Origin of the sequence: Rhizobium sp. Root482, assembly GCF_001426565.1 — a bacterium.
In the GTDB taxonomy this organism is placed as follows: Bacteria; Pseudomonadota; Alphaproteobacteria; order Rhizobiales; family Rhizobiaceae; genus Pararhizobium.
Map to the genome: position 1 here is coordinate 232,791 of NZ_LMFA01000001.1, position 18,425 is coordinate 251,215.

Consider the following 18,425-nt stretch of genomic DNA (forward strand, 5'->3'; position numbering starts at 1 on the left):
GGATATCCTAAAAAGCACCGGCTTATGCCGAAAATGCAGTGGCGGAAGGCTTGCCCTTCCGCCATTTTTGTCTAACAAGAAAAGCAACAACAAGCGTTCAATAAGACGCGCGGGGGAAATCTGGTCCATGCAGGCTGCTTTTGCTGCCCTTTCTTCGATTGTGTCCTGGTTCGCGACGATTCTCGATCCACTGTGCGGCCCGATCGGCCTGTTCCAGCTTCTGCCGGCGGATTCGCTCTTGTCCTGTGGGGATGCGGGCTGGGGCGATGAGATCGCCTACGGGTTCCTCATCACCGCGAGCCTCGCCATCTGCACACTGCCGGTCGGCCTCATTCTCGGCTTCTTCATCGCGCTTGCGAAACAGTCCGAAGAGAAATCGCTGCGCCTCGCCACCAATATTTACACCACCATCTTTCGCGGCCTGCCCGAACTCCTGACGCTGTTCATCATCTATTACGGCCTGCAGATCCTCGCCCAGCGCCTGATGGCGGGTTTCGGCTATGAGGGGCCGGTCGAGATCAATACCTTCGTCGCCGGCATGGTTGCGCTCGGCGTCGTCTTTTCCGCCTATTGTTCCGAAGTCCTGCTGTCGGCCTTCAAGGCCATTCCGCGTGGCCAGTACGAGGCCGGCGACGCACTCGGCCTGCATCGCGGCAAGACCATGCGCCTGATCATCCTGCCGCAACTGGTGCGCATCGCCCTGCCCGGGCTTGGCAATCTCTGGATGATCCTGCTCAAGGATACGGCCCTGGTCTCGATCATCGGTCTTCCGGATATTCTGCGCCAGACCGGCATCGCGGCGCGCGTCACCAAGCACGCCTTCGAGTTCTTCTCGCTCGCCTGCCTGCTGTTTCTCGTTCTGGCCATGCTGTCGTCGCTGGTCTTCTCGGCACTGGAGCGCCGGTCCAATCGTTCGGGGGTCGGACGATGAGCCATCGCGATACCATGCTGCCCGCCCTGCCCGCTCCGCCCGAAGCCGTGCGGCGTTATACCCTGTCGCGCTTTGTCGGCAGCGTCGCCCTGGGCATTTGGCTCGCCGCCTCCGTCGGCATATTCCTGTTCATCGTCGATAGCTGGAGCGTCGAGAAACTCGTCAAATACGGGCCGAACTTCATCTCCGGCCTCGGCGTCACCCTGACCCTGGTCTCCATCTCCATCGTGCTCGGCGCCATCCTGTCGCTGCCCATCGCCTATGGCAGGATGACGAAGAACAAGTGGCTTTCCGCCATCGCCTATGGCTATGTCTATTTCTTCCGTGGGACGCCGCTGATCACCCAGCTCTTCCTGGTCTATTACGGTTTCGGCAGTTTTCGTCCCTATCTGGAACAGGTCGGCCTGTGGACGCTGTTCCGCGACGCCTGGTTCTGCGCGCTGTTCACCTTCACGCTCAATACCGCAGCCTACCAGGCGGAAATCCTGCGCGGCGCCATTCAGAGCGTGCCGCGCGGCCAGCACGAGGCCTCGGCGGCCCTCGGCCTGCCCACGCGCATCGCGTTCCTGAAGGTCATCCTTCCCCAGGCGATGATCGTCGCGCTCAGGCCCTACGGCAACGAGATCATCCTGATGATCAAGGGTTCGGCCATCGTCGCCATCGTCACCGTGTTCGACCTGATGGGCGAAACGCGCCGCGCCTTCTCGCGGACCTACGACTTCCAGATGTATCTCTGGGCCGCGGTGCTCTATCTGATCATGGTCGAGATATTGCGCAATCTCTGGACCTGGATCGAAAACCGCCTGACCCGCCACCTGAAGCGCTAAAGCAATGTCGCGCAAAAATGTGCGGCGGTTTTGTGATAGCGACATGCGCGAAATCAAAGACCTGAAGCGTCGGAAGCGAATCTGAAAGATCGCGACGCGCTTAGGCCGTCGCTTGGCAGCACTCATCAAGGCATGCTGCCAACCCATTGTGTTTTAAAGTTATTTTTTTTATTTCAGGCCGATATTCAGATATGATTAAGCAATTGAGCGCTTCAATTGCAGGGACCATCTTCGACAAGAATGGGGTCCGAAATGACAAACGAACTCGAACTGCAACTCAAGGGTTATGGCCTGACCACGGCGCAGATTCTCTATCGCATGCCGGATCACCCAAGCCTGCTGCAATCCTATATCTGGCAGCACTATGATCTGGCGCCGGAATTCCCTGAAATGAAGAGCTTCCTGAAGTTCTGGCAGGAAAAGCTCGATGGGCCGCTGCATTCGGTGCGCTACATGCACCGCAAGCTGATTTCGGCCTCCGACTGGCGGGCGCTGAAGGGCGAGTTCATCATCAACTGACGCCTCGCCCCACCGTGCCGCATGTTACACTGAACGGGTGATGCCGCCGTCGATACGGATGTTCTGGCCGGTGATATAGGCGCCGCGATCGGTTGCCAGCAGCGCCACCAGTTCGGCAACCTCCTCCGACGTGCCATAGCGCCCCATCGGAATGCGCTGGCGCCGTTCCTCGGTCTCCGGCAGGCTGTCGATGAAGCCGGGCAGGACATTGTTCATGCGGATATTGTCGCCCGCATATTTGTCGGAAAACAGCTTGGTGAAGGCGGCAAGGCCGGAGCGGAATACGCCCGAAGTCGGAAACAGCGGGTCCGGCTCGAAGGTCGCATAGGTGGAGATATTGACGATGCTGCCGGATTTCTGCTCCAGCATGATCGGCGTCACCAGCCGCGTCGGGCGCACCACGTTGAGGAAATAGACGTCCATGCCCTTGTGCCAGTCGTCGTCCGACAGGTCGAGAACAGCCGCGCGTGGGCCATGGCCCGCCGAATTGACCAGCGCATCTACCCTTCCCCATTTTTGGTAGGCTGCGTCCACCAGCCGCTTCAGGTCGTCGTTCGACTGATTGGAACCGGTCACGCCGATACCGCCAAGCTCCTTTGCCAGCGCCTCCCCCTTGCCGGAAGAAGAAAGAATGGCGACGCCGTATCCTTCCGCCGCCAGCCTGCGCGCCGCACCGGCCCCCATGCCCGACCCGCCCGCCGTGATGATTGCAACCTTCTGATCCGTCATCTTTGTCTGCTCCTGTCGAAAGAAGCGATCAAAGCAGCCGCGGACGACAATCGCAAACGAGAAATCCTGTATCTGCCATCAGCAGCCCTCAGACATGCACCTCCCCATGGGCCAGTTCCCCCTCGCCCGGTTCCCTGTGCAACGATGCGAAGGCGATCGCGGCATAGAACAGACCGACGACGGCAATCACCAGCCAGCCGGAAACCGGCCCGAGCGCCGCCCGTGCGGCGGCACCGGCAAGGGAGCGCACATGATCCGTCGCGCTTCCGTCCGCCTGCAGGATCGGCGAGGAGATTTTCAGGCCCCAGGCGAGCAGCAGGATCAGGTACATCCAGCAATAATTGCGCCTCAGCCGCCGGAAGAAGGCTTCCCGATAGCTCATCAGGAAGGCCGGCCGGCGCAGACTTTCGGCGATCGGCGTTGCCCAGTTGGCCGTGAAACCCGCCTGCGGGGAGAGCATCTCGGCGAAATAGCCGCGCTCGATCTGGCGCACGCGCGCCCGGTAGACGTCGAAGAACCGGTAGCGTCGGGCCTCGATGAACAGAAGCAGCGTCACCAGCAGCATGGCAAACAGAAGTACGCCGTGATGCGAGGCCGGCGTCGACAGCGAGACCGAGAGAAGCGCGGCGACCACGGTGATCGCCCAGTTCGAGGTCCGGTCGATGCGGTCGCGCCAGCCGGCCATGCGGCCCATCTCGCCGCGATAATAATGGGTGAGCGCGCTGATCGTCTCCGACGATGTCGCCGGCAAGGCCGGGCTCTTCGGTTGGGCATCGTCTTTCAGGAGCCCGGTCGGATTGAGTTCCGCAGCCATGGTCTCTTCCTCCGCAGTAGTGATCCATCCGATCATGCACCCGATTCGGCGAGGGAGAAACGTCTTCGGGGGCCGGCCATGCAGCATTTCCGGTTTTTGCACCCGGTTTTTGCATTGCCAAAACCGCGCCCGCGCCGTAAAGACGCCGCATGCAGAAGATCGACGAAGAAGCCCTCGCGCAGGCCTATAACCGCGCCCTTGCGCTCGAAAAATCGGGCGATGTCGATGCGGCGGTCAAGGCCTATGAAGAGGTCCTGGCGATCGATCCGGACGATCACGGCGGCGCCGCCGTGCGCATTGCCTCGATGGGACGCGGCGAGACGCCCGACAAGGCGCCGGACGCCTATGTCACGACCCTGTTCGATCAGCATGCGGAGGTTTTCGAAGATGTGCTCGTCGAGCAACTCGATTATCACGTGCCGCTGCTGGTGCGCCAGCGGCTGCAGGCCCTCAGTCTCGGCCCCTTCGCCCGTATGCTCGATCTCGGCTGCGGCACCGGCCTCACCGGCGGCGCTCTGCGCGACATGGCGGACGACATCACCGGTATCGACCTGTCGGAAAACATGGTCGAGATCGCCCATGAAAAGGATCTCTACGAGACCCTCTATGTCGCCGAAGTGGTCGATTTCCTCGAGGACAATGACGACGCGCCCTTCGATCTCGTCACCGCCACGGATGTCCTGCCCTATCTCGGCGCGCTGGAAGCGCTGTTTTTCGGCGTCGCCGAAAACATCAATGCCGGCGGGCTCCTGATTTTCTCCAGCGAAACCCTGCCCGACGAGAGCTTCGCCGGTCGCCCCTTCATGGTCGGCCCGCACCAACGTTTCGCCCACGCACCGGCCTATGTCCGCGAACGCCTCGACGCCACCGGCTTCGACCTTCTCGAAATGACAGACATCACCGTGCGCAAGGAAGAGGGCGAGCCGATCGCCGGGCACCTGGTGATCGCTCGTTTCCGCGGCTGACGTAAAACACCGTTTCAACCCGCCTTTGACGGGACAGCAAAAATATAAGGCCACATTGCAACCTCCGGTAGATTTTGCAATCCTTTGATGTGGCCGATTTATGGACGATGCCTGCCATGCGGCCATAAGCTTTCCTTCGAAAGAGGGGGAAGCTTCATGGACAATCTGGCATGGTTCAAGGAGGCCGGCGGTCTCTTCGGTCTTATCGTCTCTACGATCAGGGATTACGTCGGGCTGGACCCGGTCGCCGTTCTTTTCGCCCTGATGACGCCGCTGCTTATTCTCTTTGCCCGCCACGAGGTGCGCTTGAGGCGGCTGCAGTCGATCAAGGATTTCCTGCGTGCCTTCGATCCTAATGCGGCCCGGGATCCGCCGCAAGCGGTAACGCCGGCCGCGCAACTGCCGCAAATCCTGCCCAGGCCGGAGGCAAATTCCACGCGGGATGCGAGGATCGCCACCAATCCGTCCTTCGAATTCGTCAAGTCGAAATATATCTCGGATCTGAGGATCACCAAGGCGGACGGAGAGACCTTCGACAGGCTCAACGATGTCGAGCAGATAGATTGGATCCTCAGAAATGTCGGCGGCTTCGGTTCGTTTGCCGATCGCCGGCTGTTCTACTCCTCCATCGGGCTGGTCATCCTCGTCTATTTCGGCTTCTCCGCCCTCAACGCCACGCTCCTCTGCGGCCTGGGGACGACAGGTTGCGCCCCCGGCGCAACCTACGGAAGCTGGGCGCAACTGGCGGCCATCGGTTCGCTGGCCTTTGCCGGCGCCTATATCGCCGCGGTCCGCAGTTTCGTGCGCGCCGTTGCGGTCTTCGATCTCTCGCCCTACGGTTTCCTGCGACAAACCGGCGAGGTCGTCGCCTCGGTGATTTTCACGATCGTTCTCTTCGCCCTGCTGCGCGATCCTTTCGCGGCCGTCGCGGGGATACTGCCGGGCGCTGCCGTCGCCAATACGGACACCCATATCCAACCCGTCTGGTACGGCCTCGCACCCCTTCTTGGTCTCCTGCCACAGAGCGCCACCAAATTCCTGCTGGTCAAGTTCCAGTCGCTGATCACCTGGATCAAGACCACCGACGACCGCTTTGTCGAGGTCAGCAAGATCACCTCGCTCGACGTTATCGATGGCATCGACTACGAAACCCGCTTCCGGCTGGAGGAATGCGGCATCTACGACGTGCAGAATCTCGCCACCTACAATCCGATCATGCTGCATATCGAATCGCCCTACGGCATCTACCAGACCTTCGACTGGGTCGCCCAGGCCCAGCTCTGCCACATCCTCGGCCTGGAGAAATTCCTCATCTTCCGGGAAATGAATATCCGCACGATCTTCGATCTCGAGCGGGCGATCAGCAGCCGCCAGTCGGTTCCCGCCTTCGACGAAATCTGCGCCGGAATACTCTTCGCGCCCACCAGCGGCCTGAAAAAGACGCTTCAAATCGCCGATACCGGGCTCGTCAAGGTCGATGCCCAACAGGCGGCCAAGGTCGGGGCGGATGATTATTGCCTCTGGGCGCGGCTGCGCATCCAGGGGACCGATAGCGCCCAGGCCGCCGAGCATGTGCTGCGCTGGATCGCCGACGACCTGCATGTACGCCGCCTGCGCCGCCTGTGGATCGACATATCCAACAGCCTGGGGGAAAGCTCCTGGTACCTGCCCGACAATCCCGATGCCGCAGCCGTCGTCCCGGCCCTCCAGGCTCAGGTCGCAGCCTGAGACATTGCCCGCAAGGATAGAGGGCGGCCGCCAACCGGCCGTCCATTGTCGTTCCAGTCTGCCCGCCAGCTTTGCCTCTCACGCGGCGCCCGGCTCCGTTTCACGGCCATTTGCACCATCCGCCATTTTTACCCTCTTCCGCGTCCCGGCCGCATCGGCTAAAGCTCGATGACACGGAATTTGCAGGGGGAATACCGGAAATGGCGAAAGTCGCGTTCATCGGTCTGGGTGTCATGGGTTATCCGATGGCCGGTCATCTGCGGGTCAAGGGCGGCCACGACCTTACGGTCTATAACCGCACGGGCGCGAAGGCGGAAAAATGGGCGGCCGAATTCGGCGGGCGCGCGGCGCCGACGCCGGCGCAAGCCGCCGATGGCGCCGATTTCGTCTTCTCCTGCGTCGGCAATGACGACGATCTGCGGGCGGTGACGACCGGCAAGGACGGCGCCTTCGAGAGCCTGAAATCCGGCGCGATCTTCATCGACAACACCACCGCTTCGGCCGAAGTCGCCCGCGAGCTTGACGCGGCCGCAACGGCGCGTGGCGCCCATTTCATCGACGCTCCGGTCTCCGGCGGCCAGGCGGGCGCCGAAAACGGCGTGCTGACGGTGATGTGCGGCGGCACGCCGGAGGTTTTCGAGCGGGCAAGACCGGTCATCGACGCCTATGCCCGCATGGTCGGCCTGATGGGGCCGGCCGGCAGCGGCCAGCTGACCAAGATGGTCAACCAGATCTGCATCGCCGGCCTCGTCCAGGGGCTCGCGGAAGGCATCCATTTCGGCAAGAAGGCCGGCCTCGATATCGAAAAGGTCGTCGAGGTCATCTCCAAGGGCGCCGCCGGCTCCTGGCAGATGGAAAACCGCCACAAGACCATGAACACCGGCAAATATGATTTCGGCTTCGCCGTCGACTGGATGCGCAAGGATCTCGGCATCCTGCTTTCCGAAGCCCGTGCCAACGGCGCCAGCCTCCCGGTCACCGCCCTGGTCGACCAGTTCTACGCCGATGTGCAGGCGCTCGGCGGCAACCGCTGGGATACATCCTCGCTTCTGGCGCGGCTGGAGAAGTGATTCCAGCGCTGACGCCCTCCTCCCCGGCGGGCGTCATCATTGCCCATCTGCAATCCTTGCAGGCGCCCGACGCCGTCGCGGCATTGTCCCGGTTCGGCGTCGAAACCGGCACGGCGCTGGGTATTTCCAACGCCAAGTTACGAAGGATCGCACGACGGATAAAACGCGATCAGCCGCGCGCGCTTGCGCTTTGGGAAAGCGGCATTCGCGAAGCGCGCCTGCTCGCCGCCTTCACCGCCGAACCGGATAAACTGACACTCGACACCGCGCGCAAATGGGCGGCTGGATGCAATTCCTGGGAAATTGTCGATGGCGTCGCCGATCTGTTTGTCGCGGCGCGGCTGGAGGCGATCCTTGTGCCGGAACTCGCCGCCGACGGGCGGGAGTTCGTTCGACGAATGGCCTTCTCCATAATGGCCGTCAGCGCCGTTCATCTAAAGAACGAGCCGGACGAAACCCTACTTGCCTGGCTGCCGCTGGTTGAAGCGCATGCCGGCGACGAACGCAACTTCGTCAAGAAGGCGGTGAACTGGGCGCTGCGTCAGATCGGCAAGCGCAATGCCCATTGCCACGCGCCGGCATTGGCGCTGGCGCAAAAACTGGCGACCCTGCCCGATAGGACAGCACGATGGATCGGCCGGGACGCAGCACGCGAACTGACAGGCAGCGCCGTTCTGCAAAAGCTGCGGGACTGACGCCCGCAAGACGCCTCAATCCTCGCCGGATTTCGCCTGGTCGATCATCATGTAGTCGAGCGGCAGCTGGGTCGTATATTTGATCTGTTCCATGGCGAAGGCCGAGGACACGTCGCGGATCTCGATCCGGGCGATCATCCGCTTGTAGAAGGCGTCATAGGCGGCGATATCCGGCACGACGACGCGCAACAGATAATCCACGTCGCCGCTCATCCGGTAGAATTCCACCACTTCGGGGAAATCCCCAACCACTTCGGAAAACCGCCGCAGCCATTCGACCGAATGGGTATTGGTGCGGATGGAAACGAAGACGGTCACCTTGGTATTGACCTTTACCGGATCGAGCAGCGCCACCCGGCCGCGGATCACGCCGTCCTCTTCCATCTTCTGGATGCGCCGCCAGCACGGCGTCGTCGACAGGCCGACCTTCTTGGCGAGATCGGCAACTGCAAGCGTGGAATCCTCCTGCAGCAGCCGCAGGATTTTGCGATCAAGACGATCCATGACAAACCTCTTCGAATATTTTTCTCTTTATAGCGTCAAATTTGGCAAATGAAAGAATATTGTTTCAAGAAATCAATTTTCCCACCCGTTCCTGCAACACCGGCAGCAGGTCCGTCTCGAACCATGGATTCTTCTTCAGCCAGGATGTGTTGCGCCAGCTCGGATGCGGCATGGCAAGTACCGCCAGGCTGCTGTTGCTGCCGAGATGGCTGCGCCAGTCGCGCACCGTTTCGGTCATCGTCGCGGCCCGCCGCTCGCCAAGATGCCAACTCTGAGCATACTGGCCGATGGCAAGCACCAGTTCGACCTGCGGCATCGCTTCGATGACCTCGGAACGCCAGCGCGGCGCGCATTCGCGCCGGGGCGGCAGGTCGCTGCCATGCGCGTCATAGCCGGGAAAACAGAAGCCCATCGGCACGATGGCGAAATTTCCGGGATCGTAAAACTCTTCCCGCGTCACGCCGAGCCACTGGCGAAGCCTGTTGCCGGAGGCATCATCGAAAGGCAAGCCGCTCTCGTGCACGCGCAGGCCTGGCGCCTGTCCGGCAATCAGGATGCGGGCGGCGGACGAGATCACCGCCACCGGTCTCGGCTCGTGCGGCAGCCGGTATTCGGCCCCGCGCGCCGGATTGTCGCGGCAAATCCGGCACGCCGCCACTGCCATACGCAGGGCGTCCAGCCCGTCCGTCACGTTGTCATCCATTCCACCAGCCTACAAGGATCGTCCTTGTCGTTTCGGCCGCCCGCGCAATCATCGCGTCCAGCCAGTCCTCCACAATATGGGGGGCCTCGTCCATTCCGCCATGGGTCCGCCGCCATGTCCGTGGCGCGTCGAACGTGCCGGCCCACAGGCCAAGCTTCCTTGAGCGCGCGGCCTCCTCCTCCGCCTCGTAGCCGCCGAATGCCAGCGCATGGCCGGCCCGGACCATCGCGGCATTGAGGTCGCGGCCGTCGGCAATGCAGGTGGCGAGGCGCCGCCCGTAGCGATCGTCACCGCCCGTCTTGCAGCGCATATCCGCGTCGCCGATCAGCCCGGCCAGATGATCGCGGGCAACCGTGCCGCAAGGCCAGTCGCTCTCGTCCCGCCGGCAGACCTGCCGCAGTTCGGGCGCGTCGATGCCGCTCAGTCTTATGCGCTCTGCGCCAAGCACTAGCGTATCGCCATCGACGACGCGCGCCCTGCCCGCAAGGCTTGCCTGCCCGGCCTCGTCCAGGCGCACGATGACAAGCCCGGCCGTCAGCAGGATCAGCGTCACGAGCAGAATATCGCGGAGGATTCGCGCCATGCCTTTCCCATTTGTCCCTTGCGCGCATGCGGCCGTCCGGGCTCGATGCAGCGCGCGGTTTCCCGCCGAATGCAGCAACTTCTTAAGGATTCAACCTTAAAGTTCAACAAATTCCATGAACGTGTCCGGGACCATGAGCAAGGGCGTCAGCACCTCCACCGACAAGATTATCGTCGACAAATCGCGCAGCCATCGCAACACGGCTGTGTCGAAAGCCGTGCGTACGACCCGGGAGAAGCTGCAGGCCGGTCCATCCAATTTCGCCGGCTTCGACAAGGACATGCTCGGACTGTACATCGATTCGATGCTGCAGGGCGCCGTCGCCATGCCGTTCTTCCTGTTTCTGGTCACCGGCCTCGGCATCTATCTGTCGCAGAGCCTGGATCTCCTCGTCTGGGGCATCATGGCGCTCTGCGTCCATGCGATCGGCATCTTCCTGGCGCGCCGGGCAAAGGCGAGCGAGATCGCCGCCGACAAGGTGGCCTATTGGCGCCGCCGCTTCCTGTTTGTCCAGGCTCTGTTCGGCATCTGCTGGGCGGCCTTCCTGCTGCGCGATTGCGGCCAGTGCGGCGAGGCCGGATTCAGCTTCTTCAAGGCCGCGGTCCTGCTCATTGCGCTCGCCGCGACAGCCATGGGCACCTTCCTTCTGCGCAATGGCCTGCTCGTCACCTTCGTTCCGGTCATACTGGTGCTCGCCGGCCTTGCCGCCCGCACCGCAAGCCCCGCCTATCTGGCCCTGACGGCGGTGGTCTCGTCCTTGCTCGTCTTCCTCATCTTCATGACCAACCGCATGCACCGCGCCAATGTGCATATCCTCTCCGTCCAGTCGGAGAAGGACGATCTCATCGCCGAGCTTGAAGTCGCCAAGTCCATGTCCGACGAGGCGCGCCGCCGCGCCGAAGAGGCCAACCTGGCCAAATCCCGTTTCCTTGCGTCCATGTCGCATGAATTGCGCACGCCGCTCAACGCCATCCTCGGCTTCTCCGAGGTGATGTCGACCGAGGTTCTCGGTCCCCTCAGCAATCCGATCTACAAGGAATATACCGGCGATATCCATCGCTCGGGCCAGCACCTGCTCGATCTCATCAACGAAATCCTCGACCTGTCGCGCATCGAGGCCGGCAAATACGATCTCAACGAGGAAGCCATCCATCTGGTGGAAATCACCGAGGATTGCATCGGCATGGTGCAACTCAAGGCCCGCACCAAGAACATCTCCATTACCGAACAGTTCGAACAGGGCATGCCGGCGGTCTGGGTGGATGAGAAGGCCATGCGCCAGGTCACGCTCAATCTCCTGTCGAATGCGGTTAAATTCACGCCTTCCGGCGGCGAGATTTCGGTCAAGGCCGGCTGGACGGCCGGCGGCGGGCAATATCTGTCGATCAGGGACAACGGACCTGGCATTCCGGAAGACGAAATCCCCATCGTCCTGTCGGCCTTCGGTCAGGGCTCCATTGCCATCAAGAGCGCCGAACAGGGCACCGGCCTCGGCCTGCCCATCGTCCAGGCCATCCTCGCCAAGCACAATGGCGAATTCATCCTGCGCTCCAAGCTTCGCGAGGGGACCGAGGCAATCGCCATCCTGCCGTCCAAGCGCGTGCTGCAGAGCCTGCCCGCCGTCGAAGACGCCCCGGCCGTCTTCCGCCGCAGGAAAAGCTTCGCCTGAACAACTCTTCAGTCGGCCAACAGCTTTCAATCACAAAGCAATTTTAAGTCGGCCAGCAATTTCAGTTGGAAAGCACATGGGCCGTGCCATGCACGGTGATCGCCACCCGGTCGCCGGGTTCGGGAACCTCGAAGCCGGCGCAGCGGATCGACAGGAACACCGGCATGCCGGTCTTCAAGCCGTCGATCTTCACCAGCACCATGCAGTCGCCGCCGCCGAACTCCACATCATCGACCCGTCCGACCGGCACCTGCAGCACCTTGTCGGCCGGCACCGCGGTCAGCCGTATCTGTTCGGGACGCAGCATGATCGTCGCCTGCCCTGCCCTTGTGCCAGCATCGACCGGCAGCGGCCCGAGCGCGCAGGCGGCACGGCCATCGGCAATATCGGCCTCCAGCAGGATGGCCTCGCCGAGAAAAGCGGCAGTCTCCCGATCGACCGGCTTGCTGTAGAGCCGCCGCGGTGGCCCGAACTGCACGAGCCGGCCCTGCCGCAACACCGCCACCTGGTCGGCGAAGGAGAGCGCCTCCGCCTGGTCGTGCGTGACCAGGATCGCGGTGGCGCCGGCGGCGCGCAGCACCCGGGCTACGGTGCGTCGCATCGTGTCGCGCAGGCCCGTGTCGAGCGAGGAAAACGGTTCGTCGAGCAGCATCAGCCGCGGTCGCAGCGCAAGCGCCCGTGCAAGCGCCACCCGCTGCTGCTGACCACCCGACAGCTGATGCGGACGGCGCTCCGCCATCACCGCATCGAGTTCCACCATGTCCATCAGCTCAGTGATGCGCTCCTTGCGGCCGGCAGCATTGCGCGAAAGCCCGAAGCCGATATTGTCGGCGACGGTCAGGTGCGGAAACAGCGCGCCGTCCTGGGAAACGATGCCGATGCCGCGCCGGTGCGCCGGGACGAAGCTGGTATCATCGGCAAGCACCCGGTCCTCGAGCACCAGCGAGCCGCGATCCGGCGTCTCGAAACCGGCGATGATGCGCAGGAGCGTCGTCTTGCCTGAACCCGAGGGCCCGACGATCGCCGTGCGCCCGCCCGCCTCGATCTCCATGCGGATCGCGTCGAGCGCCACCGTCTCGCCATAGGTTTTGCTGATACCGTCAAGGGTCAGAAAGGTCATTGTCCGGTCGCCCGCCTGGCTTGAACATGGAGAAGGAAGGTAAGCGGCAACGACAGGAGCACCATCATCAGCGCATAGGGAGCGGCGGCGACATAGTCGATCTCGCTGGTCAGCGACCAGAATTTCGTCGCCAGCGTCTCCACGCCGTTCGGCGAAAGCATCAGTGTCGCCGTCAGTTCATTGGTGATGCCGAGCGCCACCAGTGCGGTGCTTGCCGCGACGCCGGGGGCTGCCAGCCGCATCGTCGTCTGACGCACCGCCTGGAAGGGCGTGCGCCCCAGCGCCATGGCAGCGCGCTCCAGTTCCACCGGCGCTTGGGCGATGCTGGCGCGCAGGCCGACGAGCGCGCGCGGCAGGAACAACATGCCATAGGCGAGAAACAGCGTCGCGAAGGTCTGGTAGAGCGGCAGGAACAGACGCACGGTAATGGTCACCAGCGCCAGCGCCACCACCACGCCGGGAAGCGACCCGACATAATAATGGCAGGCCTCGAAAAGCCGCTGCAGCCGGCCGGGGGCCCGGACCGACAGCCAGGCCATCGGGATCGCCGCGATCGTCGCCATGAGTCCTCCGGCGATCGCCAGTACCAGCGTCTGCGTGAAGGCACCGCCGACAAGGTCCAGCCGCCAGATTTCGATGCCGCCCAGATAGAGCCAGCGCGTCAGCGTCACGAAGGGCACGCCGAGCGCCAGCGCCGCTGTCGCGACATTCAGCGCGAGCGCCGGCACCAGCATCCGGCCAAGCCTGCGCCGGTCCGCCGGCCGCGCCGCGCCGGACCCGATACGGGCATAGCGCTCGTCACCGCGCAAAAAGGCCTCCAGCGCGAGAAGCACCAGGCAGCACGCCACCAGCACGCCGCCCAACATATTGGCCGCCGGCCCGTTGAAGGCGGACTGGAACTGATCGACGATCGCCGTCGAAAACGTGTCGAAACGGATCATCACATAGAGGCCGTATTCGGCAAGCAGATGCAGGCCGACCAGCAGCGAGCCGCCGCAGATTGCCAGCCGCAGCTGCGGCAGAATCGCTCGAAAGAACACCTGCCGGGGCGTCAGGCCGAGCGAAGCCGCCGCATCCTCGATCGCCGGATCGAGGCGGCGAAGCTGGGCCGCGACCGGCAGGTAGAGAAACGGGAAATAGGCAAGCACCGAGACCAACACGCCGCCGGCGAGGCCTTTGAGGCCGGGCAGCAGGCTGATCCACGCATAACTGTGGACGAAGGCCGGCACAGCAAGCGGCGCGACCGCCAGAAGCGCCCAGATCCGCGCGCCGGGCAGATCGGTGCGTTCGGTCAGCCAGGCGAGCGAGACCGAGAGCAGGATCGTCAGCGGAACGGTGCAGAGTTCCAGAAGGACGGTATTGACCAGAAGCTGGCCGACACGGCCGCGGAACACCAGCGCGACCGCCGTGTCCCATCCTGTCTGGAAGGTGATGACGACGATGAAGCCGAGCGGCACGAGGCTGATGAGCGATACCAGCGCCGCAATGGCGGTCATCCACGGATAGGCCACGCGCCTGCCCCGCGCGGCGGCAATCAGCCGCCTGACGGCAAGGGGCGAATCGGCATCCAACGCGGTGGCGCTCAAAATTGTCTGCTTTCAAACCAAAAAGGATATTCGCAGCCGCCCGTCGAGCGCCTGCGAATGCTACCGGTAGACCGGATGATGAACCCTAAGCGGAGATTTCCGCTCAGGTTTGACGGTGCTCAGGCGCTGCCTATCACAGCAGGCCGGCCGCCGTCATCAATTCTGTCACCTTGGCGCTGTTGAGCGTCGCCGGATCGACCTTCGGATAATCCAGTTCCGAAAGCGGCGTCAGCGACGAATGTGATGCCTCGCCTTCGCCGACGGCATATTCGAACGAGGTGCCTTCACGCAGGATCGCCTGGCCACCCTTGCCGGTCACCCAGGCAAGGAATTTCTGCGCATCTTCCTTGTGCTGGCTGGAAGCAAGCACGCCGCCGCCGGAAATGCTGACGAAGGCGCCCGGATCCTGGTTCTTGAAATAATGCTGCGCGACATTGCCGCTGTTTTCGCCGGTCTTCGCCTGATCGCCGAAATAATAATAATGGTAGATCAGCGCGCCTTCGACTTCGCCGGCATTGGCGCCCTTCATCGCGGCGGAATTGCCCTTGTAGGGCGTGGCATTTTCTTTCATCGCCTTCAGCCAGGAAGCGGTCACCTCTTCGCCCTTGAGCGCCAGGAGGGCGCTGACAATCGCCTGGAAATCGGCGCCCGACGGCGAGGCGCCCCAGCGGCCCTTCCATTCCGGATCGGCAAGATCGAGCATCGACTTCGGCAGTGTTTCGGCGTTCAGCTTGGCCTTGTCATAGACGAACACCGTCGAACGGGCGGCAACGCCGACCCAATGACCGTTGGAGGGGCGGAAATTCTCGGGCACCTGCGCCAGCGTCTCGGCAGCGATCGGTTCGAACAGGCCGGCACCATCGACCAGCGACATGGCGGGGGAATTTTCCGTGAGGAAAACATCGGCCGGCGAGGCAGCCCCCTCCTGGACGATCTGGTTGGCAAACTCCATGTCCTTGCCCTTGCGCAGCGTCACCTTGATGCCGGTTTCCTTGGTGAAGGCTTCGGCCCAGGCGACGCCGAGGCTTTCATGCTGGGCATTGTAGACGACGATTCCGATGTCGTCGGCGCTGGCCGAGACAGAGCCGAAGGCAACGACCGACACGCCAGCGAAAAGCGCGGCGCGCGCAAAGGCATTGGCACTGGCCGAAAGGGAAATGTTCATGATCACCTCTTGAAACTCCACCGGACCTCCTGCCCGGCGGTCTCGGTATATATACCTGATTTGATCCGTCAACTTATTGTCGCGGGAAAACCGCGGCCGCGGCAAAGCGCGCAGGCTTCTATCGGCTAGGCCCAGGCCTTGCTAGAACCCGAAAAATTTCGAGAGCACGACCACATAGGCCGCATATCCGCCATTGGCGAGGATCAGGCAGAGGCAGGCCAGCGAGCCGAGATCCTTGGCATTCCGGCCCATGTCGGAAATCTCCGGCGAGACGCGATCGACGATCTCCTCGATGGCGGTGTTCAGCGCCTCGAACGCGATCATCAGGAGAAACAGGATGATCATCGCCACATATTGGAAGAAGGTCGCGCCGGTCAGGGCAAAGGCGATGAGGACGACGACGAAGGCGCCGAGTTCGTGGCGAAACGCCGCTTCTCCGAGCAGGCGCTTGGCACCGCCGAAGGAATAGGTCGCGGCGGCAAAGAAATGCCGGACGCCCGTCAGCTTTTTTACCGGCTTTTCACTGCCCATTCCAATCGTGCCCTCGTCCGAAACCATGCGTGCCCCGCGTTCTCTAAAATCGGCAAAGAGCAGGCGATACTGACATCAGCCTGAATGCGCCGTGAACATGGACATGCGCGCAGCGATTCGCGATGGCGGCCGCCGCTTCCGAATAGGTGAGAACACAGGGCCTATCAAGCCCTGACCGGTCGCCCTAGGCCGGCACGAGGCGAATCGACCGCTTGATCGATCCCCACCTCACGGATGCGATGGCCGACCGGGGAGAATTCGCCCCCTCGGCAAACCCCGCAAATCATCACCCCTTGTTGCTGACCCCCGCCTGCGCGAAGGTGGCCATGCCGGAATGGCAGGCGGCGGCGGCCTTGACGATGCCGGCGGCAAGGGCCGCGCCCGTGCCCTCGCCCAGCCGCATGCCGAGCGCCAGGAGCGGCGTCTTGCCCAGCATCTCGATCGCCTTCATATGGCCGGGCTCTGCCGAGACATGACCGATCAGGCAATGATCGAGCGCCGACGGATTGGCGGCCCTCAGGATCGCCGCCGCCGTCGTCGCCACATAACCGTCGATGATCACCGGGATTTTCTGCATGCGGGCGGCAAGGATCGCGCCGGCCATGGCGGCGATCTCGCGGCCGCCGAGGCGACGCAGCACTTCGAACGGGTCCGAACGATGGTCCGCATGCAGCGCCACGGCCTTTTCCACCGCAGCCACCTTGCGGGCCAGCACCTCGCCCTGCGATCCCGTGCCCGGGCCGACCCAATCCTCGGCCGTCCCGCCGTAGAGCGCCAGGTTGATCGCCGCGGCGATCGTCGTATTGCCGATGCCCATTTCGCCGATGCACAGCAGATCGGTGCCGCCGGCCACGGCCTCCATGCCGAAGGCCATGGTGGCGGCGCAGTCGCGCTCGGACAGCGCCGCCTCCTCGGTGATGTCACCCGTCGGATAGTCGAGCGCGAGATCGAATATCTTCAGCCCCAGATCATGGCTGACGCAGATCTGGTTGATGGCGGCGCCGCCGGCCGCGAAATTCTCCACCATCTGCGCCGTCACCGATGAGGGAAAGGGCGTCACGCCCTGTTTCGTCACGCCGTGATTGCCGGCGAAAATTGCCACCAGCGGCCGGTTGACGGCGGGCGGCCGGCCGGTCCAGGCCGCCAGCCAGAAGGCGATCTCCTCCAGCCGCCCCAGCGCACCGGGCGGCTTGGTCAACTGCGCGTCGCGCTCGCGCGCCGCCATCAGGGCGGCGCTGTCGGGGCCTGGAAGATTGCGCAGCAATTCGCGGAAATCGTCGAAAGGCAGGCCGCTGGCACTCATGGGAATATCCTTGATCATCGTGTCGCCGGCGGAACGCCCGTCCCGCCAAGATGCTTCCTCATAGAGGGCCGCGAAGAATCGGGCAACGGCATTTGCGCCGCTTCCTGTCGTCGGCGCATGATCCGTGCAGGCAGCGATTCGCAGGCGCGCGAGGCCCCGGGAGGAACCAATGATCGACATCCGCGACTTCATCGACGATCTGGCCCGTTCGGTGGCCTTTCTCAGCCGCATCCATATGCCGCAGCGCCATTTCGTCGATTTCGACGGCCGCCTCAGCCGCGCCGTGCGTGCCTTTCCCCTGGCCGGCCTCCTCATCGTTCTGCCTGCGGCGGCGGTTGCCTCGATCTTCAGCGCCATCGATGCCGCCGCCCTGTTCACGGCCTTCGTCGTGGTGGCGATCCAGGCGCTGATCACCGGCGCCCTGCACGAGGACGGTCTTAGCGATACCGCCGACGGGCTTGGCGGCGGAAGGACGAAGGAAAGCGCCCTGATCATCATGAAGGACAGCCGCATCGGCTCCTATGGCGCGGTCGCCCTCATCCTGTCCTTCGGGCTCAGGGTCTCGGCGCTTTCGGCGGTGCTGCCGCTTCTATCGCCGACAGGCGCCGGCCTCCTCGTGCTCGCCGTCGCCGCGCTCAGCCGCACGGCCATGGTCTGGCACTGGTCGAAACTGCCGCCCGCCCGCCGCGACGGGGTGGCCGCTTCCGCCGGCGAGCCGGAGACGGGAGCGGTCACGATGGCGCTCGTCCTCGGCATCGTCTGTGCCGCGCTGCTTCTTCTCCTGTCGGGCGCCTCGCTGCTTTCGGCGGTGCTCGCCATCGGCGCCTTTGCCGCCACCGTCGCCGCCTTCAGCGAGATCGTAAAGGGCAAGATCGGCGGCCATACCGGCGATACGATCGGCGCCACCCAGCAATTGACCGAGATCGCCGTCCTTGCCGCCCTTGCTTTGGCGATCTGAAACGACGATATCTTCAGCACTGGTT

19 protein-coding genes are annotated in these 18,425 nt (G+C 63.3%); 9 read left to right on the forward strand and 10 right to left on the reverse strand.

From position 1 onward, the window contains the following. Positions 1-127: 127 nt before the first annotated feature. The 3 genes from ASD31_RS00930 (at position 128) to ASD31_RS00940 (ending at position 2,277) form a co-directional block, all read left to right on the forward strand. A complete protein-coding gene (locus ASD31_RS00930; protein WP_056328222.1) occupies positions 128-931 on the forward strand; it encodes an ABC transporter permease in 804 nt (267 codons plus the stop codon). After that, entirely contained in the window at positions 928-1,758 is an 831-nt protein-coding gene (locus tag ASD31_RS00935; protein ID WP_056328224.1) for an ABC transporter permease, read from the forward strand. The genes ASD31_RS00930 and ASD31_RS00935 overlap by 4 nt, the downstream gene beginning before the upstream one ends. A gap of 252 nt (positions 1,759-2,010) precedes the next feature. Then, the gene (locus ASD31_RS00940; RefSeq protein ID WP_056329240.1) at positions 2,011-2,277 is read left to right on the forward strand and encodes an usg protein; all 267 of its coding nucleotides are present in this window, start codon (positions 2,011-2,013) and stop codon (positions 2,275-2,277) included. 24 nt (positions 2,278-2,301) lie between these two features. Here the strand turns inward: ASD31_RS00940 and ASD31_RS00945 are convergent, their stop codons facing one another. Both ASD31_RS00945 and ASD31_RS00950 read right to left on the reverse strand, forming a co-directional pair. Further along, positions 2,302-3,006 carry an SDR family oxidoreductase gene (locus ASD31_RS00945; RefSeq protein WP_056328226.1) on the reverse strand — a complete coding sequence of 235 codons (705 nt, stop codon included), beginning with the start codon at positions 3,004-3,006 and terminating at the stop codon, positions 2,302-2,304. An 88-nt stretch (positions 3,007-3,094) separates the two neighbouring features. Then, positions 3,095-3,820, reverse strand: coding sequence for a DUF2270 domain-containing protein (locus ASD31_RS00950; protein ID WP_056328228.1), 726 nt, complete (start codon positions 3,818-3,820; stop codon positions 3,095-3,097). 149 nt (positions 3,821-3,969) lie between these two features. On the opposite strand from ASD31_RS00950, the gene ASD31_RS00955 reads away from it, so the two are divergent. The 4 genes from ASD31_RS00955 (at position 3,970) to ASD31_RS00970 (ending at position 8,278) form a co-directional block, all read left to right on the forward strand. Continuing rightward, positions 3,970-4,785: a methyltransferase gene (locus ASD31_RS00955; RefSeq protein ID WP_056328229.1), complete on the forward strand. Its 816-nt coding sequence runs from the start codon at positions 3,970-3,972 to the stop codon at positions 4,783-4,785. Between the two features lie 156 nt (positions 4,786-4,941). Next, entirely contained in the window at positions 4,942-6,513 is a 1,572-nt protein-coding gene (locus ASD31_RS00960; protein ID WP_056328231.1) for a hypothetical protein, read from the forward strand. A 200-nt stretch (positions 6,514-6,713) separates the two neighbouring features. Beyond that, on the forward strand, positions 6,714-7,583 hold the full coding sequence (locus ASD31_RS00965) for an NAD(P)-dependent oxidoreductase (RefSeq protein ID WP_056328233.1): 870 nt from the start codon (positions 6,714-6,716) through the stop codon (positions 7,581-7,583). Further along, the gene (locus tag ASD31_RS00970) at positions 7,580-8,278 is read left to right on the forward strand and encodes a DNA alkylation repair protein (protein ID WP_413813772.1); all 699 of its coding nucleotides are present in this window, start codon (positions 7,580-7,582) and stop codon (positions 8,276-8,278) included. Before ASD31_RS00965 ends, ASD31_RS00970 begins: the two co-directional genes overlap by 4 nt. A 15-nt stretch (positions 8,279-8,293) precedes the next feature. Here ASD31_RS00970 and ASD31_RS00975 read toward each other — a convergent pair whose 3' ends face one another. From ASD31_RS00975 to ASD31_RS00985, 3 genes are all read right to left on the reverse strand, one after another. After that, positions 8,294-8,782 (reverse strand): Lrp/AsnC family transcriptional regulator, encoded by a 489-nt coding sequence (locus ASD31_RS00975; protein ID WP_056328235.1) that lies wholly within the window; start codon positions 8,780-8,782, stop codon positions 8,294-8,296. Positions 8,783-8,846: 64 nt separating this feature from the next. Beyond that, positions 8,847-9,485, reverse strand: a complete 639-nt coding sequence (locus tag ASD31_RS00980) for a uracil-DNA glycosylase family protein (RefSeq protein ID WP_056328236.1) — start codon at positions 9,483-9,485, stop codon at positions 8,847-8,849. Beyond that, entirely contained in the window at positions 9,478-10,068 is a 591-nt protein-coding gene (locus ASD31_RS00985; protein ID WP_056328238.1) for a thermonuclease family protein, read from the reverse strand. Before ASD31_RS00985 ends, ASD31_RS00980 begins: the two co-directional genes overlap by 8 nt. Before the next feature lie 133 nt (positions 10,069-10,201). Between ASD31_RS00985 and ASD31_RS00990 the strand changes: the two genes are divergently transcribed. Next, positions 10,202-11,737: a sensor histidine kinase gene (locus tag ASD31_RS00990; RefSeq protein ID WP_056328240.1), complete on the forward strand. Its 1,536-nt coding sequence runs from the start codon at positions 10,202-10,204 to the stop codon at positions 11,735-11,737. Between the two features lie 61 nt (positions 11,738-11,798). On the opposite strand, the gene ASD31_RS00995 is transcribed toward ASD31_RS00990, so the two are convergent. The 5 genes from ASD31_RS00995 to cobT form a co-directional block, all read right to left on the reverse strand. Next, positions 11,799-12,857: an ABC transporter ATP-binding protein gene (locus ASD31_RS00995; protein WP_056328242.1), complete on the reverse strand. Its 1,059-nt coding sequence runs from the start codon at positions 12,855-12,857 to the stop codon at positions 11,799-11,801. Beyond that, a complete protein-coding gene (locus ASD31_RS01000; RefSeq protein ID WP_156392480.1) occupies positions 12,854-14,353 on the reverse strand; it encodes an ABC transporter permease in 1,500 nt (499 codons plus the stop codon). Before ASD31_RS01000 ends, ASD31_RS00995 begins: the two co-directional genes overlap by 4 nt. Positions 14,354-14,576: 223 nt before the next feature. Beyond that, positions 14,577-15,608, reverse strand: coding sequence for an iron ABC transporter substrate-binding protein (locus tag ASD31_RS01005; protein ID WP_056329245.1), 1,032 nt, complete (start codon positions 15,606-15,608; stop codon positions 14,577-14,579). A gap of 141 nt (positions 15,609-15,749) precedes the next feature. Next, complete coding sequence (locus ASD31_RS01010; protein ID WP_056328245.1) at positions 15,750-16,166, reverse strand: diacylglycerol kinase; 417 nt, start codon at positions 16,164-16,166, stop codon at positions 15,750-15,752. Between the two features lie 259 nt (positions 16,167-16,425). Next, positions 16,426-17,442 (reverse strand): nicotinate-nucleotide--dimethylbenzimidazole phosphoribosyltransferase, encoded by a 1,017-nt coding sequence (cobT, locus tag ASD31_RS01015; protein ID WP_056329248.1) that lies wholly within the window; start codon positions 17,440-17,442, stop codon positions 16,426-16,428. A 169-nt stretch (positions 17,443-17,611) separates the two neighbouring features. Here cobT and ASD31_RS01020 point away from each other — a divergent pair, with 169 nt between their 5' ends. Beyond that, on the forward strand, positions 17,612-18,400 hold the full coding sequence (locus ASD31_RS01020) for an adenosylcobinamide-GDP ribazoletransferase (protein WP_056328247.1): 789 nt from the start codon (positions 17,612-17,614) through the stop codon (positions 18,398-18,400). Positions 18,401-18,425: the final 25 nt, after the last annotated feature.